Below are 17,275 nucleotides of genomic sequence, written 5' to 3'. Positions count from 1 at the left end.
AGAGCGTTTCTTTTCGTATCGACTGTTGGGGCTTTCCTTAATGTTATCTTCAATATTGAAGCGAAAAACCTTTAAAGCCCCCAAACTGTCCATGAATCATTCATGGACAGTTTTTTGCGCCTCCTTCACAAGGATTCATGGTCCTTGGCATTGCTTCGTTCGACTAACCATTTAAAGTATAAAGGCATGTGGATTTTCCATGCCTCTGCCAAGTTCAATACTGATACTTGTGGGTTTTTGGTTTATAATAACAACCATCTAGCCTTTTGAGGAGGGATTCCATGAATGAATATAAAGTAACGGTCAGGAATGGCAGTACCTTAATTTTGTCGGAAATCATTAAAGCTGAAGATGAAAGAGAAGTCCTTGGCACTCTTTTGATTTCCAGCGAATTATTTAATCAACCATTTACTGATATCAAGATTTTAGAAAGCTGATTTGTGCCTGCCCATTCCATTTGATACACTGTAATAAATATTAATACGGTGGCGATATTATGTGTGGACGTTTCACTCTTTTCACTGACATAGAAGAAATAAAAGAACGGTTTGATATCCAAGGGTCATTTGATGAGGAATACCAATTCAGCTACAATATTGCTCCCTCCCAATCCGTGCTCTCCGTCATTAATGACGGGGTAAGGAACCGGCTTGGATATCTTCGGTGGGGACTCATTCCTTTCTGGGCAAAAGACGAAAAAGCGGGCTACAAAATGATCAATGCCAGAGCGGAAACCATTGCTGAGAAAGCAAGCTTCAGGAATGCGTATAAGAAGAAGAGATGCTTGATAATCGCTGACTCTTTTTATGAATGGAAGAAGACACCAGAAAGAAAAATACCGATGCGGATAAAACTGAAGAATCATGCTCCATTTGGAATGGCCGGTCTCTGGGAATCCTGGAAATCTCCTGAAGGCATCAGCATCTATTCGTGCTCTGTTATAACAACTGTGCCAAATGAGCTAATGACCAGCATTCATGACCGCATGCCTGTCATCCTAAAACCAGAAGATGAAAAAGATTGGTTGAATCCTTCCATTAATGATCCTGCATATCTGCAACAGTATTTAAAATCATTCGATTCGGAACAGATGGAAGCATTTGAAGTATCGACTGATGTGAACTCGACTAAAAATAATACACCTAACCTAATCCAACAAATTTGTTGAGAGTTCATTAGGCCTCTCAGAATGTAGACAACTCGATGAAGATCGAGTTTGTCTGCATTTTTTTTATGGTTTGTACAATTTGACGTCGCCTCCAGGCACTCGCTTTTCCCCCAGGAGTCTCGCTCACCCGCTCCAATCAACTTAGATCTCTTTATAAACAGTAAGGAGTGCATGTGAAACACTTTAAAAATAAACCCTTGCGAAAATAGACAAAATGCTGTACTGTTATATTTGCTTTTCAAAACGACTTTCGATGTCACGAACTCAGGCAAGTTTCCAGCGTGGTACTTTTCTGGCAGGCATCGTAATTTTTAAATAATTATATAATGTAATCTTCTTATCAAGAGAGACGGAGGGACTGGCCCGAAGATGTCTCGGCAGCGGACTTAAATGGAGTGCTGTGCCAAATCCAGCAGGCTGATTTTCGCCTGAAAGATAAGGAGGGTGTTTTTTATAAATTAAAAGACCTCTTCTTGTTGTTAAATAGAAGGGGTCTTTTTTATGCCAGTTTTTTGCTACAGCTCCATGACTGGAAAATCAGGTAGGTTCAAATTGGAGTTATTTGCGAAAACTGTTAATAGAATAAGAGCTGTGACACATGTCGCGGGAAAAATAAAAAGAGGTGTACATCATGAGTGCAAACAATAAAGGGAATCCATGGGCATTGATCCCATTTGTCGTATTTTTAATTTTATTTATTGGATCCGGAATCATCACTAAAGATTTTTATTCATTTCCGGTGATTGTAGCGATTTCCATTGCATCGGCAGCTGCATTGGCGATGAATCGGAAAGAGACATTCAATGAAAAGGTTGATATCTTCTGTAAAGGTGCCGGGGACGCCAATATTATGTTAATGGTTATCATTTTCCTTTTGGCCGGCGCTTTTGCCGAAGTTGCCAATGGCATGGGGGCAGTTGAATCAACCGTGAATCTTGCCTTAGCTGTTTTCCCCCAAAATCTATTAATGGTGGGGATTTTCATCATCGCATGTTTTATTTCTCTATCCATGGGGACAAGCATGGGAACGATCGTTGCCCTGGCACCTATCGGGGTAGGGATTAGTGAACAAACTGATATTTCACTTGCCCTTTCAATGGCAGCCGTTATTGGTGGTGCGATGTTTGGGGATAACCTTTCATTCATTTCAGATACGACAATCGCTGCTGTCCGAACTCAGGGAACGAAAATGAAGGATAAGTTTAAAGTGAATTTTTTCATCGTTTTACCTGCAGCCATCATCACATGTGCCATCCTAGGAATTTTAACGATGGGTGAACAGGCTGACATTTCCCAACAGTCTTATGATTGGGTGAAGATTCTTCCGTATCTTTGCGTATTGGTCACTGCATTGGCAGGAGTCAATGTGTTCTTGGTCCTTTCCAGCGGAATCGTATTTGCCGGAATCATCGGCTTGGCTGATGGTAGTTATCAACCGTTGGGTGTCATTCAAAAAGTTGGAGAAGGAATGGCGGGAATGTATGAAATCTCCTTCCTTGCCATTTTAATTGCAGGTATGGTAGCTGTAATCAAACATAATGGTGGCATTGACTATTTACTCCACCTAGTGACACGAAATAGCAAATCGAAAAAAGGGGCGGAATTCAGCATTGCGGGGCTTGTTGGTTTAACGAACCTTTCAACGGCAAATAACACGATTTCGATTATCATTGCCGGGCCACTTGCCAAAAATATTTCTGAAAAATATGGGATTGATCCGCGGAAATCGGCGAGCGTCCTTGACATTTTTGCATGTTGTATCCAAGGGTTGATCCCATATGGAGCACAACTGCTTGTTGCAGCAGGGGTAGCAAAAATTTCTCCGTTAAGCATCTTGCCGTATTCATATTACCCAATCCTGATTGGACTTTGTGGCATCATTGCCATCCTGATTGGTTTTCCACGGTTTCAGCCGGGAAATGATGAAATGAAGAAACGTACCTCTTAAAAAGAGAATATAATAACAAAACACCCTGAATCATTGGATGCAGGGTGTTTTCTGTATGGTAAATACATAAACATAATAAAGTTTTCTCGCACTTTTCAATTTTTTTGCTTAATTCCGGTCCAAATTAATGATGGTTGTGTGTGAGACACCTGTCATGAATAGAGGACAACACCTACTAAACCGGAAAGAATAATTATATAGGCTGGATGCCAGCGTAATTTCATTAGGGCAAATAACGATAAACCAAAAACGATTAATAAGCTTATCGTATGCCATGAAACGTTCACGGCTATCATATGATTGGAAAGTGCTAAACTGATCGCTGCAAAGATGATCAAACTAGTGACAATCGGTCTTAATCCATAAAACATGGATTGAACAACTGGATAATGATTCAATTTGCTGAAAAATGTGGCTATAACGGTTACGATTATAATGGCAGGAAGCAAGATTCCTAGAGCAGATGATATGGCTCCTGCTAACCCAGCAGTCGAATAGCCAACGAGAATAGCACTATTGGCGGTGACAGGTCCTGGGGACATCCCGGAAATGGCGATTATATCGGTGAATTCCTGCGTAGTCATCCATCCATGCTGTGAGACTTCCGATTCTATTACGGGAATCATGGCGTATCCGCCTCCGAAAGATACAAAGCCGATAATAAAGAAGGTGCTAAACAACTCCCACAATTCCATCATTCCATCACATGCTTTCTTAAAAATTAGTTAGTCCCTATTTTGTGTTACCTATATGCCAGCACCCATGAAAGGTTCGAAATCATTTTCTTCTATTTTCCTATCTTTTTTGTCCATCTTGACATCGTAACCTAATTTTCTCTTAATGGAGATGGTCACAATACCGGCTAGAGCTCCTGCTAATATAACCATCACAGGGTGAAGAAAGAAGAGGACGGGAATTCCTGCTATTAAAATACAGAAAGTTGATTTGTCTACAACTGCGGTTTTTCCTATCTTGATAGCCGCATAGGCGATGATGGCTACTATGGAAGCTCTGATCGATATGAATGCGGATTCAACCTTCGGATTATCCTGAATGAAAAAATACACAATGCCCAGGAGCAGAACAATTAAAAAGGTAGGTAATGAAACACCGATCATGGCTGCAATTGCCCCCTTCATTCCGGCAATTCGATGGCCGATAAAGGTGGCGGAGTTAATGGCGACAGCTCCCGGTACGGACTGAGATAAAGCAAAAACATCCGTAACTTCCTCGCTTTTCATCCATTTTCTCTTTTCGACCACTTCATTTTCGATTAAAGGGATCATCGCAAACCCGCCTCCGAATGTGACAGGTGCTATTTTAAAAAAGGTCCAAAATAATTGGAATAGAGTTTTCCATTGTCCTTTCATTGACATCAGTCACTTCCTTTGCATGCTTTGTTTAATTCTTATCATTAACATATCAAAGAAAAAGGGCTGGGTAAATTGCAACAAAATCATCGGGTATAACAAAACGTTATACCCAGAAGATTTATCCGTTTTATTAGAATGCCGCCAAAAATTGAATACCCTTAGAATGTATCTCACTATTTTCATTTCACCATTTACCTAATGATGCTATCATTTTAATAAACTATCTAAAAACATGGAGGTCGTTTTCTTGAAATTGGAAAATCTGAAAATGTTTTGTTTAGTGGTGGATGAAGGAAGCATAAGCCAGGCAGCGAGGTTAAGCTTCCTATCCCAGCCCGCTGTAACACGGCAGATCCATCAACTGGAAAATTATTATAACACTTTGTTATTCGACCGTGAGGAAGGAAGGCTTAGAGTTACAGAAGCAGGAAAGCTGTTATACCCTTTTGCTAAAGCCATAGTAAATGACTTCAACCATTCAAAAGAAGTGATTCAGCAATCGACGGGGAAGTACAATGCAAATCTCATAGTAGGGGCTTCCTTGACTATCGGCGAGTATTTGTTGCCGAGCTTGCTTGGGAGATTCAAAAAACAACAGCCAGAAATAAAAGTGACATTGACGATTAAAAATACTCCCCGGGTTCTGGAGGATCTTTCAAACGATGTCATTGATTTGGCCTTGGTGGAAGGACTTGTGGAAAACACCGATTTTATTGTAGACAAGTTCGCCGAAGACGAATTGATTTTGGTATGTCCATCCGACCACCCATGGAAAGACAGAAAAGAAATTCAGCTAGAGGAATTGGGAAATGAAAGGATGATTTGGCGTGAATCCATTTCCGGAACACGGCTTATCGTAGAAAATATGCTACGGGAGCATGGGGTTTTAGAAAAAATTGAAAGCTACATGGAGATTGGCAGTACACAAGCGATAAAAAGTGCGGTTGAAGCCGGACTTGGAATCAGCATTTTGCCAAGGTTGACAGTGGCCAGAGAATTGGAGCAAGGCTTTTTGCGGGAAGTGGATATATACAGAATAAATATGGCAAGAAATTTATGGCTAGTCAGGAAAAACAAGCGTTTTAATAAAATAGGGGTGTCTAAATTTGTTGATTTTCTTCAATAAGGATGGGACGCTGCCTTTGTTCACTCATACAATTGGCAGCGTTTTCAGTTTCGTGATTAACGGCGTGGCCCCGGCAGCTAGCAAAAGTCATGGTAAATTGAATATACAGCATTGATTATAAAAGCTCTTCTCTATCGGGAAGGGTATTTTGTATTTGGTTGTTCTGTCTTCGGTTAGACAAACAAAGGGATTAATGGGCATAATAAAAGATATAATGATGGTTCGGAGATGATATAGCGTGGAGTTAAAGGAAATAAAGAAGCTCGCCGAAGAATTAAATGAAAGCGGTAAACAGCAACTTGTATATTTCTTGCAGTCTCGAACGAAACCGATGTCGGCTCCTATTCGTGCAATTGATGAAATCCAGGTACAAAAGCATAAAGCTAGTCTTGTCTGGCCACATTGCGACAGCCATTTTGTTGTGCGATTTGGTAAATACGTTATCAAAACATGTGCTGGAGAGGTGAAACAGCAGCGTTACAGCTGTAAAGCCTGCCATCAAACCTTCAACGACCTCACAAACACGCCCCTTCAACGAATCAGAAGACCACATAAATCTAAACGGGCAGTTTTGTTGAACAAGTTGTAAATTTAACATTTTAAAGTAAGAGCATTTCTTTGTAATGAGAAGTGCTTTTTATTTTTGTCAAAATTAAAAGGATATTTCAATAACAATAATAATGTAAATAAAAACAATATAAATTTACTGTTATACGATAAATAATATGCTAAAATCAAGTTGTCATTAAATAGGTGAGGTGTTTTAAATGAATGTTAAACGAGGTTCAACCACTTTCTTAAAGGTAATTATTTTTCTGGCTGGAATTGCAGTGCTTGCTTTGTGTATCTGGTTGCCTGAGATAGCCGTTAGAGATGCAAGGGTACATCCAGATACGGCTTACTTCCTAATCCCCTTTTTAGTATGTGCATACGGATTCTGTATTGCGTTTTCTGTTGCGTTGTATCAAGCATATAAACTATTAACCTACATCGAAAAGAACAATGCTTTCTCTGAATTATCCCTTAAATCTTTGAAGATTATAAAGAAATGTGCTTTTACAGTCATTTTCCTCATTTTGTTAGGAATAGTAAGCTTAAGGGTGCTTGCTAAAGTTACAAGTAGTGATGATGCAGCGGGTCCTACATCATTATGTCTAATGGGTATTTTAGTAACAAGTATCATCGCAGCCATTGTGGACGCACTTCAAAAGCCATTAAAAAATGACCCAGATATAATGTCAAAAAATGAATGATTAACGGATATGTAAGACTTTGTATTGTCAGCCAGGTGATTTTTGGAGAACAAAAGCGATGAAGACACTCATTAAAAACAAACACGGGGACGATAGCTCAAAGAACCGCCTTTTCACCAAGGCGGTTTCATTATGGTCAAATATCAACATTAGAATTTAACATTGCCTTTATATAAATAAAATTGAAGTTACTATTAGAAATAGTAAATATACTTAATGGCAAATTAATTATAAGATAAATTCATATTATTCAAAAAAATCTAAGAAAGATACTTTAACATTCGGAATAGATACAAGATATCTACTTAGAAAGGGGTATGAAATGTCCAAAATATCTTTTATTAAAGGATTTGTAACCGTTCCCATTGTTTTTGTTTTACTGGCAGGTTCTTCTGTTACAAATGCTGCTTCAGATGAGCCAATGCCGGCAACAGATGCAACAATCTCAGCAAATAAGGCTTTTTATGAACAGTTGAATTTTACAGATAAAGAAGATTTCAAGAATGCACATAAAGGTTTCATTGCGCCTTTGAATATGAATCCCATTAAAAATTCAAAAGGTGACGTGGTTTGGGATAGTAATCGATATTCATTCATCAAAGAAGATCAGCCGGCAAGTTTTACTGTAAACCCAAGCTTGTGGCGGCAGGCACAATTACAAAATATAACAGGCTTATTTAAAGTGGTGGATGGCGTTTATCAAGTTCGGGGCCAGGATTTATCAGTGCTTACCATTGTGGAAGGAAAAACAGGATTAATAGTTTTGGATACACTTTCTACAATTGAAACGGCCAAAGCCGCCATGGAGCTTTATTTTGAACACCGGCCTAAATCCCCAGTAAGTGCAATTGTTATTAGTCACAGTCATGCGGATCACTTTGGTGGTATGAAAGGCATTGCTCAATATGCTGACAATCCAGCTAAGGTGCCGATTATTGTCCCAGCAGGTTTTAACGATGAAGCGCTAAGTGAAAACATTCTTTTAGGCAATATAATGTCTCGCCGTGCAGGTTATATGTTTGGAAATCTCTTACCCGCAAATGAAAGGGGATTTGTTACTTCTGGTATTGGCCCTGGATTAAGTAACGGAACTTTTAGCTATTTACCTCCAACAATGGAAGTGAAGGATGATATTCAAACGGTGGAAATAGACGGAATTACATTTAAATTTTTATTGACGCCGGATTCGGAAGCTCCATCTGAAATGCATTATTATATCAATGATTACAAAACTTTAGTGGTAGCGGAAAACACCGGACACACGTTACATAATATTTATACATTAAGGGGAGCTAAAACCAGAGATACCCTAAAATGGGTGAAAGCACTTGATGAAACAGTTGATCTGTTTGGAAACGAAGATATAGATGCTATGGTTACAGCCCATACATGGCCCATATGGGGAAGGGACGATGTTCTGGAGCAGTTGGAAAGTCAGCGTGATTTGTACAAATATATTCATGACCAAACCATACGATTAGCTAATTTAGGACTTACACCTGATGAAATCGCGGAAGAGTTAAAGCTTCCTGAAAAGTTGGATAAAGTCTGGGCCAATCGGGGGTATTACGGAACATTGAAACACAACGTAAAAGCGGTGTATAACTTTTATTTAGGATATTTCAACGGTAATCCATCCGACTTGGATCCATTACCACAAGAGGAATCGGGCGCTAAATATGTACAGTATATGGGTGGGGAAAAGAAGGTCATTAAACAGGCAAAACTTGATTATAAAAGAGGGGAATATCGCTGGGTGGCTCAAGTCTTAAAGCATGTCGTCATGGCCAACCCGAAAAATACAGAAGCAAAAAATTTACTGGCTAAAGCTTATGAGCAATTAGGATACACAGCTGAATCTTCTGTGTGGCGTAATTTCTATCTTACCGGCGCAGACGAGTTAAGGAATGGTGTGGCAGACTCAAAGGGAAGTGGCGGAATGATGAATCTCGATACGCTGCTCAATATGCCAATGGATGATTTCCTGAAATTCTTGTCCATTAAATTAAACGGAATGAAAGCGGAAAATAAAAATATGACTTTCAATTTGACATTTACAGATTCGAAAACCAATTACACGATCGATCTGAATAATTCTGTATTGAACTTCAAAAAAGGGAAAATGGCGTCCAACCCTGATGCAGCATTAACATTAGATAGAATAACCTTCTATCAGATTGCTCTGGGACGTGAAGATTTATCCAAAATGGAAGCAGCCGGTAAAGTTGCCATTTCCGGTGATAAAAAACAGTTTGAAGATTTCCTGACTTTGCTGGATCAATTCCAACCAAAGGTTAATATCGTAACTCCGTGATAATCAAACACTTCATATTCTGAAACAAGGATGGATCGGTTACCCACGAGTCTACTTAGCAGTCTCGTGGGTTTGAATGTATTATTAATCCTGTAGGCATCCTGTTTCGTTTTTAATTTTTTATAAAACGCTCCTAATAGTTACAGAACAAGTTTTGTAATTCGAAAGGAACTGTAAGCGCTTCCTATGCGACCGAGGTTTTGTGAAAATATAAAAAAATGGAGTGATGGTAAATGCAGTTATATGCAAGTAAGAAACGAAAAATAATGATTAGCGGCCTTTTATTTGTTGGAATGATTTTAAGTTTTTTTGATCGCGTTGCCATAAATGTCGGGATTATCCCTATTGCAGATGAGTTTCATCTCAATACGTCCCAGACAGGTATTTTAATTAGTATATTTTTTGTTAGCTACTCACTCATGCAACCGCTTGGTGGATGGATGACCGATAAGTATGGCGCCAGGGTCATGGTTACTGTTTCTTTGCTTAGTTGGTCCTTGTTCACTGTAATGACTGGGTTTGCTTGGTCATTCATGTCTTTATTATTCATCCGTTTTCTGTTCGGGTTAGGTGAAGGGCCTTTCTATCCTGCCAGTATGTCCACTATAAGAGATAACTTCCCGGAAGAAGAACGGGGCAGGGCAAATTCGTTTTTCCTTTCTGCCCAAAATATTGGCGGGATATTAGGTACTGCACTTGCAGCTTCCATGGTGGTGGCATTCGGTTGGCGGGGCATGTTTACCATTTCCGGGATTCTAGGGATATTAGCTTCTTTCGGAATTTGGTTCATTCTAAAGCCTCAAGGAAATCAAGAGGTTAAAAAAGACAAACCGAAACAAAAAAAGGTTGCTCTGAAACTGTTATTTAAAATCGAAAATATTTGGAAACTCATAACATTCAAGTTTATATCAAATATTATCAACTATGGTCTGATCACTTGGATGCCTATATATTTGGTTAAAGAAAAAGGGGTGGATTTAATAGCCGCCGGAGGTTTATTGGCAATCCCTTATATTTTTGGTTTCTTGATGTTTAATGTAAGCGGGTGGCTTCTGGATAAGCATATGGCTAACCGGGAGAAGTATCTTGCCGCTGCAGGCGCTTTATTATCGGCAATTTTTCTCTTTCTAATGTCTAACGCCACGTCTATAGCACTTATCATCACTTATCTCACTCTCAACTCCGTAGCACTGTCTTTCTTTGGAACGGTTCTTTATACGATCATCATAAAATACTCACCAAAGGAACTAACGGGCTCTGCCTCCGGACTCGTAACTTTTGCCGGTCAAATTGCAGGTGCGGTTTCTCCTTTAGCCCTCGGTTTGATTATCAGTCTGTTTAATGACTCCTATAATGCCGCTTTCCTGTTTTTGGTGATAATCGCGTTATTAGGAACGATTGTTGCCGTATCTATTAAAAATAATCAGGCACAACCCGCTACAGAATACGAAAAAACATCTACCATTGTATAAAACTAGATTCTGCTTTTGAGGAAAAAGCTTGAGGTATTCTGATTCCACTTCTCTAAAATTGAAAGGGCTTTCTGTTCGAGGTATGATAGTAGTAATAGGCTAGAAGGAGAATAAACCATGAATATTGAACAATTGGAATATATCATTAAGGTAGCCGAGGTTAACTCGATTTCCACTGCATCAGAAAGCCTCCATATCTCTCAATCTGGAATCAGTATGGCCATTACGAGTTTGGAGAAGGAATTAGGTATAAAAATCTTCAAGAGGTCAAGGTTAGGAACCATACCTACAGAAGACGGAAAGGAAATCATCCAGAAAGCTCTTGAAGTATTAAGCAAATTGGAAGAAATAAGAGACAGTGCCCAAATACATTCAGATACGATGGAAAAAGAGTTGCGCCTTTCATCAACACAAGGTTTATTTCTAACGGTTTTGCCTAAATCCTTGGCCTTATTTAAGAAGAAGTATCCCGAGGTGAAAATTGTCATTGAAGAAAAAGGGGGACAAGAGATAACCGAAGAAGTACGGAATGGTAAAATAGACATCGGGCTATTGAATATCCCAAAGGTTAAACCAAAAGAAATTGAGTTGGAATTCCAACCTTTGATGGAAGCAAAAGTGATTGTGATGGTCAGTAAGAACTCCCCTTTAGTGAACCGTAAAAGCATAACCCCACGAGAGCTTATGGACCAAAATTTGGTCATTTACAATGGACCAAGAATGAAGTCGTTCATTAAAGGTTTTTTTGATCGTTACGGTGAGATGAATATTTTGTTTTTCACAAATAATACAGAGATCATCAAAAAAACCGTCGCTGAGGGATTAGCGATTGCCTTTTCTTATGATATTGGAGTTAACAGCGACCCCTATTTCCTAAGCGGGGAGCTTGTGGCCATTCCTTTGGTGGAGATGGAAAATAATACAATGGAATTCGGTTACGTTTGCTCTAAGAAGCAGTATTTTTCAAAAGCTGCCAGGGAGTTCATAAAATGTCTCGAATTCTACACCACTCTTAAATATTAGTTTCCTATGATGATAGGGAACTAATATTTTTTTATTTACATCAATTTTTTTTATATTTATATCATATATCCTTATTTTACTTAAATATTATTTACATTTAAAATTAATATTATAACATTTTAAATACTTAAAAAATTCAACGAAAATAAAAATCGAAAGGGGAAACTTATGGTAACGACCCAGGAAGAGAAATTAGAGGTACTACAAACAAAGTTGCAGGATTTCATCCAAAATGAATTGCTTCCATATGAACAGGAGCATGGCTTGAACGCTGAAGAGGATATTCCGATGGAAGCCATAAAATGGGCAAGGAAAAGATCCAGGGAATTGGGCTTTTACGGAATTAACCTCCCTGAAAAATATGGCGGACAAGAAGTAAGCTTAAAAGGATTATGCATGTTCAAGGAAGAATTGGCACGTTCCGGAGCGGTTTTATGGGGGCAGGTTATAGGGGAGATTGGCGGGCCGCTAAGAATTGGTCAGATGTTGGAAAGTTTTACACCGGAGCAAATAGAAAAATATGTGATGCCCGTTGTGACGGGAGAAGTGAGCTGCTGCTTTGCCCTTACAGAACCAAATGCCGGGTCGGATGCATTCGCTATCGAAACAACAGCCGTTAAAGACGGAAATGATTATATATTAAGCGGAAAGAAACATTTTATCAGTGCGGCCCCCTATGCTGATTTCGCCATTGTCATAGCGAAAGAATCCCGGAAAGGAGAAAAAGAAAGGATCACTGCTTTCCTAGTTGATAAAAAAACACCACAACATCCAGGGTTTGAACTAGGAGACATTCAAGTTCCCCTATCAGGAGAACGCATACATGCCGAATTGAATTTCAATCAATGTCGAGTGCCTGCCGCCAATATAATCGGAGAACCAGGAAAAGGGTTGCTGCTCGGATTGAAAAGAATAAACACAAATCGCGCTTCCCATGCCGCCGGCTTTATCGGAATGGCTCAACACCTTCTCGATTTATCTGTTGAACATGCCAAAACGCGAGTCCAGTATGGCCGGCCCATCGGTGACTTCCAGGCAATTCAGCATATGCTCGCTGATATGGCGACGGAAATCTATGCAGCAAAATGCATGGTCTATGATGTGGTTGATAAAATCGATCAAGGAAAAGAGGATCGGGCCGGTACATCCATGGCCAAGCTGTTTGCTTCAGAGGTAAATAGCCGTGTGGCTGACAAGGCCATCCAAATCTTTGGCTCCAAAGGCTTGGTAAAAGGGCATCCAGTAGAAAAAATGTACAGGAGTGCACGGATGTATCGGATTCTGAGCGGAACCTCAGAGATTCAAAAAAATACAATTGCCAAAGCACTATTAAAAGGGTGAAAACTTTTTCGGGGGAGGAAAAAATTCATGCTGCATAAGTTGACATTTCAGTCACTGATGAATAAAGGAATGAAACGATTCGGTGACCTGCCGGCTATTACCTTGTTGCCAAACGGAGAAACGATAACCTACGACGAGTTATGGAAGAAAACAGAACGTATCACTTCTTATTTAATGCGCTTAGGTGCAGGAAGGGGCGTCCGCATAGCGACCATCATTCCAAACAGTTTGGAAAGTGTGATGTTTGGTTTGGCCGTCCAGCAATGCGGGGCTACCTTGGTGCCATTAAGTGAAAAACTCGGAAAACGAGAAATACAATTCATTTTAAAGGAAGCAAAACCAGAAGTGGTCATAATTGCTACACAGACACACTTTGACACCTTCTTAGAGTATTTGGAAGAAATGAAGAAGGAGGATGTCCATGTTATTGGGCTCCCTGGCTTTAATAGTAATTATCCGGAGGAGTTTGAACTATTTAAATGGCCTGGTGAAATAAATAATTTAGACTTGCCAACAGCTGAAGAAGATGACATTGCCCTTCTGTCCTATACAGGCGGGACAACGGGTACACCCAAAGGCGTCATGCATTCCCAGAAAGGACTCGGCGCCGCGATACTTTCTGCAGCTATCGAAGACCCGCTGGACGACCGGGACCGGGTATTGCTAAGTACGCCCATTGTGCATTCAGCCGGTTCACTACTTTGGAGATCCTTTGTTTCGGGCGTCCATGTTTATGTGATGGGCTCATTCGACGCTGCAGCATTCATACAGGCGATAAAGGAACATGAAATCACGACGACATTCATGGTACCGACGATGTTATACAGGCTTCTTGATCAGACCAAGAAGATGGAATATGATATGAGCTCCATGCGCAATATCTTCTATGGTGCGTCACCGATTTCACAGAAGCGCCTTAAAGAAGCTTTTGAAGTATTTGGGCCTATCATGCGCCAGCAATACGGCATGACAGAATGTAATATTGTCATTTCAAGACTATCGAAGAGCGCTCATGTATGGGCTTATCATAATAATCCGGAAGTTTTGAAAAGCTGTGGAAAACCGTGCATTCTTACCGAAGTTCGACTGATTGATGAGAATGGAAATGATGTAAAACCAACCGAGTTTGGAGAAATCATCATAAAGTCCCCAGCCATGATGGTTGGATATTATCAAAGACCGGATCTTACCCGTGAATACATCCGTGATGGCTGGTTCTACACGGGGGATATTGGTAAATGGGATGAAAGCGGTTACCTTTATATTGTAGATCGGAAGAAAGATATGATCATTACAGGCGGGATGAACGTATATTCTTCAGAAGTAGAGCGAGTGGTGAACCAGCACCCTTCTGTTGCATTAAGCGCATGCATTGGCGTTCCCCATCCAGATTGGGGAGAAGTAGTGTGTGTCGTGATAGCATTGCATGAAGGATTGAGCTGTACTAGTGAGGAATTAATTGATTTCTGCAAACAAAGGACCTCTAAGTATATGGTTCCTAAAATTGCCTATTTTCTTGATAAGTTCCCATTAACGCCGATTGGAAAAATAGATAAAAAAGAATTAAGAAAGATGTTTTCACAAGGTATTCTAACCATTTAGGAGAGGCAGGACAAGTGTATCATAACAGACATAATTTCAACATTGAGACCTACAGAAAACTATAAAAATATAAGATAGACACAAATTATTTTATTTCATAATAATTCATACATGAATAGGAAACTTAGGTATATATTCCCGAAAAGGTATTTCCGCACCAGAACCCTTAATAATAAAAAAGACGACTTCAATTTTATGAAAATAAATTGGAGTCGTCTTTTTTACTACTAAATTAAATACCACTAAAAAACGAAAATTTTTCAGTGGCCTCAATTTTTTCAAGTGTGTATTTTGATTTAACTTTTAGATCCCGTTTGATGATTTAATTTTTTAACTCCTTCTTGAAGGGCTGGCAAGTGGATTTCTAATAATTTCTTTTTATCTGTTCGGATGACCTGGGTAGAAACATTTACTGCGGCTATCGTTGCCCCCTGCCAATTGATAATGGGCATTGAAATGGAGCGGAGTCCTTCTTCTAGCTCTTCATCACCTAACGCATAACCCCGTGCCCTGGTCATGGCCAGGTCTTCCTCGAATTTTTCATAAGTGGTGATTGTATTTTGGGTAAAGGCTTCGATATTGGTGATTCCCCAAATTTTTTTCCTTTCGTTTTCGGATAACCAGGCAACAAGTGCTTTTCCTAATGAGGTTGCATAATAAGGCAACCTTGAACCGACCTTCAAGTTTGCCCCGACGATCCTTTTAGCTGCATTCACTCTGGAAACATAGACAACTTCCGCACCATCCAGAATGGCCAGATTTGTTGATTCCTTTACAGTGGCAGAGATAGATTCCAAGATTGGTTGAGCAAGATCCGGTAAATTCAATGTTTGTAAATAATGGACCGCTAAATCCAAAACCTTAGGGCTGAGTTGAAATCTATTGTCTTCTATTAACCTTATATAACCAAGGTCGACAAGGGTTAATGCAAAGCGTCTAACTGTCGCTTTATTAATGCCTGTCCGCTCTGCAAGTTCCCGAAGCGAAAGACTGGCAGAACTTGAATCAAAAGCTTTTAACACTTCAAATCCTTTTGCGACTGATTGGACGAAATAAGATGATTGTTCCGTTTCATTATTCATCTCGAACTTCCTCCTAAAAATAATGAAAATTTATAGTGAATTATCAGCCTAATTGTTAGAAAAAACAAACAATTAGGTTGACTTCTTAACAAAAGATAATTATGATTATCCCAAGGTACACTATATGTACAATATGTACGTATAGTGTACACTTATGATCGCAATTATACAACTCTTATTTTTAATTTTTTTCAAAGAATATGTAAGGGATTACATTACGTGGAAGAGGAGGCTTAAGCTACGTTGAATAAAATCATTACTGCATCAGAAGCTGTTTCGTATATAAAAGATGGAGACACCGTCGCTGTAGGAGGTTTTGGGTTGGTAGGATGCCCTCTTAACTTGGTGGAAGCAATGGCTGAACATCCAGTTTCCGATTTAACAATCATTAGCAATAACCTAGGGGAACCCGGAGGAAAAGGTCTAGGTAAGATTCTACTCCAAAATAAAATAAAAAAAGGGATAGGTTCATATTTTACGAGTAATATGGATGCCGTCCATTACGTCAAGCAAGGTATGTTGGAAGTGGAGCTGGTTCCGCAAGGGACATTAGGAGAAAGGTTACGAGCAGCAGGTGCAGGTATAGGTGGATTTTATACTCGCACGTCAGCGGGGACACTTATAGGAGAAAATAAAGAATCACGCGTAATTAATGGAAAAGAATATGTTTTAGAGTTACCGTTATTTGCTGATGTGGCTTTAGTGAAGGCTAAAAAAGCAGATAGGTTGGGTAATTTAATCTATTCAAAAACAGCTCGGAACTTTAACCCTGATATGGCTAGTGCAGCAAAAATAACTATAGTTGAAGTGGAGGAGATTGTTGAAATGGGCAAGATATCTCCCGAGGAAATCATAACGCCTCATTTGTTCGTGGATTTTATAGTGGAAAGGAGAAATTGACCGAAGATGTCGACACTTACTATTAAAGAAATGATAGCCAAAAGGGTTGCTATGGAAATAAAAGAGGGAACAATCGTCAATTTAGGGATCGGCATTCCGACCATGGTTGCTAACTATATACCCGAAAACAAATCCGTGTACCTTCATACGGAGAATGGGCTCCTTGGAGTAGGTCCTTCGCCAGAGAAAGGGAAGGAAGACCCTGAAATCATAAATGCCGGGAAATTACCGGTTACCGCACAAAAAGGTGCTGCTTATTTTTCATCCTCCGAATCATTTGCGATGATTCGCGGCGGACATATTGATACAGTCGTTTTAGGAGCCCTTCAAGTCAGTGAAACAGGAGATTTAGCAAACTGGGCTGTACCGGGAAAGGATATTTTAGGAGTTGGTGGAGCAATGGATTTAGTCGTGGGTGCAAAGGAAGTCATCATTGCAACTCAGCATTGCACCAAAGAGGGCAATCCGAAAATTGTCAATCACTGCGATATTCCACTAACAGCCCAAGGTGTTGTATCGACATTAATATCTGAATATGCAGTTTTTCGATTTAAAGATAATGAAATGATTTTAGAAGAGTTGGACAAGGGGTGTACGATAGAGAAATTAAAAGAAATCACACCTGCAAATTTTATAATTTCACCAAGTTTGAAAGCGTATTCAGTCGAATGAA

At 39.6% G+C, this 17,275-nt stretch carries 15 protein-coding genes, 1 pseudogene and 1 riboswitch; of the genes and pseudogenes, 13 read left to right on the top strand and 3 right to left on the bottom strand.

Annotated features, from left to right (window positions below; all coding sequences use genetic code 11):
• The first annotated feature begins 281 nt into the window (after positions 1–281).
• From AC3WLU_RS18205 to AC3WLU_RS18195, 3 genes are all read left to right on the top strand, one after another.
• A complete protein-coding gene (locus tag AC3WLU_RS18205) occupies positions 282–437 on the top strand; it encodes a hypothetical protein (protein ID WP_412993556.1) in 156 nt (51 codons plus the stop codon).
• A gap of 59 nt (positions 438–496) precedes the next feature.
• Positions 497–1,168 (top strand): SOS response-associated peptidase, encoded by a 672-nt coding sequence (locus AC3WLU_RS18200; protein ID WP_106026528.1) that lies wholly within the window; start codon positions 497–499, stop codon positions 1,166–1,168.
• 334 nt (positions 1,169–1,502) lie between these two features.
• A riboswitch (SAM riboswitch) is annotated at positions 1,503–1,610 on the top strand.
• Positions 1,611–1,799: 189 nt separating this feature from the next.
• Positions 1,800–3,116, top strand: coding sequence for a Na+/H+ antiporter NhaC family protein (locus tag AC3WLU_RS18195; protein ID WP_063576418.1), 1,317 nt, complete (start codon positions 1,800–1,802; stop codon positions 3,114–3,116).
• Between the two features lie 152 nt (positions 3,117–3,268).
• On the opposite strand, the gene AC3WLU_RS18190 is transcribed toward AC3WLU_RS18195, so the two are convergent.
• Both AC3WLU_RS18190 and AC3WLU_RS18185 read right to left on the bottom strand, forming a co-directional pair.
• Entirely contained in the window at positions 3,269–3,814 is a 546-nt protein-coding gene (locus tag AC3WLU_RS18190; RefSeq protein ID WP_328177224.1) for a chromate transporter, read from the bottom strand.
• A gap of 48 nt (positions 3,815–3,862) precedes the next feature.
• Positions 3,863–4,492: a chromate transporter gene (locus AC3WLU_RS18185; RefSeq protein ID WP_413008208.1), complete on the bottom strand. Its 630-nt coding sequence runs from the start codon at positions 4,490–4,492 to the stop codon at positions 3,863–3,865.
• Between the two features lie 244 nt (positions 4,493–4,736).
• Here AC3WLU_RS18185 and AC3WLU_RS18180 point away from each other — a divergent pair, with 244 nt between their 5' ends.
• From AC3WLU_RS18180 to AC3WLU_RS18145, 8 genes and pseudogenes are all read left to right on the top strand, one after another.
• The gene (locus tag AC3WLU_RS18180; protein ID WP_053534783.1) at positions 4,737–5,615 is read left to right on the top strand and encodes a LysR family transcriptional regulator; all 879 of its coding nucleotides are present in this window, start codon (positions 4,737–4,739) and stop codon (positions 5,613–5,615) included.
• A gap of 238 nt (positions 5,616–5,853) precedes the next feature.
• Positions 5,854–6,168, top strand: a pseudogene (locus tag AC3WLU_RS18175) (transposase); the annotation flags it as partial.
• Between the two features lie 214 nt (positions 6,169–6,382).
• Complete coding sequence (locus AC3WLU_RS18170) at positions 6,383–6,868, top strand: DUF2975 domain-containing protein (RefSeq protein ID WP_412993567.1); 486 nt, start codon at positions 6,383–6,385, stop codon at positions 6,866–6,868.
• A gap of 322 nt (positions 6,869–7,190) precedes the next feature.
• On the top strand, positions 7,191–9,182 hold the full coding sequence (locus AC3WLU_RS18165; RefSeq protein WP_492597679.1) for an alkyl/aryl-sulfatase: 1,992 nt from the start codon (positions 7,191–7,193) through the stop codon (positions 9,180–9,182).
• Between the two features lie 233 nt (positions 9,183–9,415).
• On the top strand, positions 9,416–10,654 hold the full coding sequence (locus tag AC3WLU_RS18160) for an MFS transporter (protein ID WP_412993571.1): 1,239 nt from the start codon (positions 9,416–9,418) through the stop codon (positions 10,652–10,654).
• A gap of 117 nt (positions 10,655–10,771) precedes the next feature.
• Positions 10,772–11,677 carry a LysR family transcriptional regulator gene (locus AC3WLU_RS18155; RefSeq protein ID WP_412993573.1) on the top strand — a complete coding sequence of 302 codons (906 nt, stop codon included), beginning with the start codon at positions 10,772–10,774 and terminating at the stop codon, positions 11,675–11,677.
• Positions 11,678–11,845: 168 nt separating this feature from the next.
• Entirely contained in the window at positions 11,846–13,018 is a 1,173-nt protein-coding gene (locus AC3WLU_RS18150) for an acyl-CoA dehydrogenase family protein (RefSeq protein WP_057275932.1), read from the top strand.
• 27 nt (positions 13,019–13,045) lie between these two features.
• On the top strand, positions 13,046–14,620 hold the full coding sequence (locus AC3WLU_RS18145) for a class I adenylate-forming enzyme family protein (RefSeq protein WP_412993575.1): 1,575 nt from the start codon (positions 13,046–13,048) through the stop codon (positions 14,618–14,620).
• A 296-nt stretch (positions 14,621–14,916) separates the two neighbouring features.
• Here AC3WLU_RS18145 and AC3WLU_RS18140 read toward each other — a convergent pair whose 3' ends face one another.
• Positions 14,917–15,702: an IclR family transcriptional regulator domain-containing protein gene (locus AC3WLU_RS18140; RefSeq protein ID WP_492597678.1), complete on the bottom strand. Its 786-nt coding sequence runs from the start codon at positions 15,700–15,702 to the stop codon at positions 14,917–14,919.
• A 243-nt stretch (positions 15,703–15,945) separates the two neighbouring features.
• On the opposite strand from AC3WLU_RS18140, the gene AC3WLU_RS18135 reads away from it, so the two are divergent.
• Together AC3WLU_RS18135 and AC3WLU_RS18130 are read left to right on the top strand one after the other, a co-directional pair.
• Positions 15,946–16,602, top strand: coding sequence for a CoA transferase subunit A (locus tag AC3WLU_RS18135; RefSeq protein WP_400449135.1), 657 nt, complete (start codon positions 15,946–15,948; stop codon positions 16,600–16,602).
• 6 nt (positions 16,603–16,608) lie between these two features.
• A complete protein-coding gene (locus AC3WLU_RS18130) occupies positions 16,609–17,274 on the top strand; it encodes a 3-oxoacid CoA-transferase subunit B (RefSeq protein WP_098866401.1) in 666 nt (221 codons plus the stop codon).
• The last annotated feature ends 1 nt before the right edge of the window (position 17,275 follow it).

This window comes from Peribacillus sp. FW305-BF15, assembly GCF_058783805.1.
The sequence above is the reverse complement of the archived record's forward strand: the minus strand, read 5'-3'. Positions and strand labels throughout refer to the sequence as shown.

Excerpts from the sequence above, each read along its gene's own strand:
- AC3WLU_RS18165 (WP_492597679.1), top strand. The coding sequence starts at position 7,191 with ATGTCCAAAATATCTTTTATTAAAGGATTTGTAACCGTTCCCATTGTT.
- AC3WLU_RS18195 (WP_063576418.1), top strand. The coding sequence starts at position 1,800 with ATGAGTGCAAACAATAAAGGGAATCCATGGGCATTGATCCCATTTGTC.
- AC3WLU_RS18200 (WP_106026528.1), top strand. The coding sequence starts at position 497 with ATGTGTGGACGTTTCACTCTTTTCACTGACATAGAAGAAATAAAAGAA.
- AC3WLU_RS18150 (WP_057275932.1), top strand. The coding sequence starts at position 11,846 with ATGGTAACGACCCAGGAAGAGAAATTAGAGGTACTACAAACAAAGTTG.
- AC3WLU_RS18145 (WP_412993575.1), top strand. The coding sequence starts at position 13,046 with ATGCTGCATAAGTTGACATTTCAGTCACTGATGAATAAAGGAATGAAA.
- AC3WLU_RS18140 (WP_492597678.1), bottom strand. The coding sequence starts at position 15,702 with ATGAATAATGAAACGGAACAATCATCTTATTTCGTCCAATCAGTCGCA.
- AC3WLU_RS18190 (WP_328177224.1), bottom strand. The coding sequence starts at position 3,814 with ATGATGGAATTGTGGGAGTTGTTTAGCACCTTCTTTATTATCGGCTTT.
- AC3WLU_RS18130 (WP_098866401.1), top strand. The coding sequence starts at position 16,609 with ATGTCGACACTTACTATTAAAGAAATGATAGCCAAAAGGGTTGCTATG.
- AC3WLU_RS18160 (WP_412993571.1), top strand. The coding sequence starts at position 9,416 with ATGCAGTTATATGCAAGTAAGAAACGAAAAATAATGATTAGCGGCCTT.
- AC3WLU_RS18155 (WP_412993573.1), top strand. The coding sequence starts at position 10,772 with ATGAATATTGAACAATTGGAATATATCATTAAGGTAGCCGAGGTTAAC.
- AC3WLU_RS18185 (WP_413008208.1), bottom strand. The coding sequence starts at position 4,492 with ATGTCAATGAAAGGACAATGGAAAACTCTATTCCAATTATTTTGGACC.
- AC3WLU_RS18170 (WP_412993567.1), top strand. The coding sequence starts at position 6,383 with ATGAATGTTAAACGAGGTTCAACCACTTTCTTAAAGGTAATTATTTTT.
- AC3WLU_RS18205 (WP_412993556.1), top strand. The coding sequence starts at position 282 with ATGAATGAATATAAAGTAACGGTCAGGAATGGCAGTACCTTAATTTTG.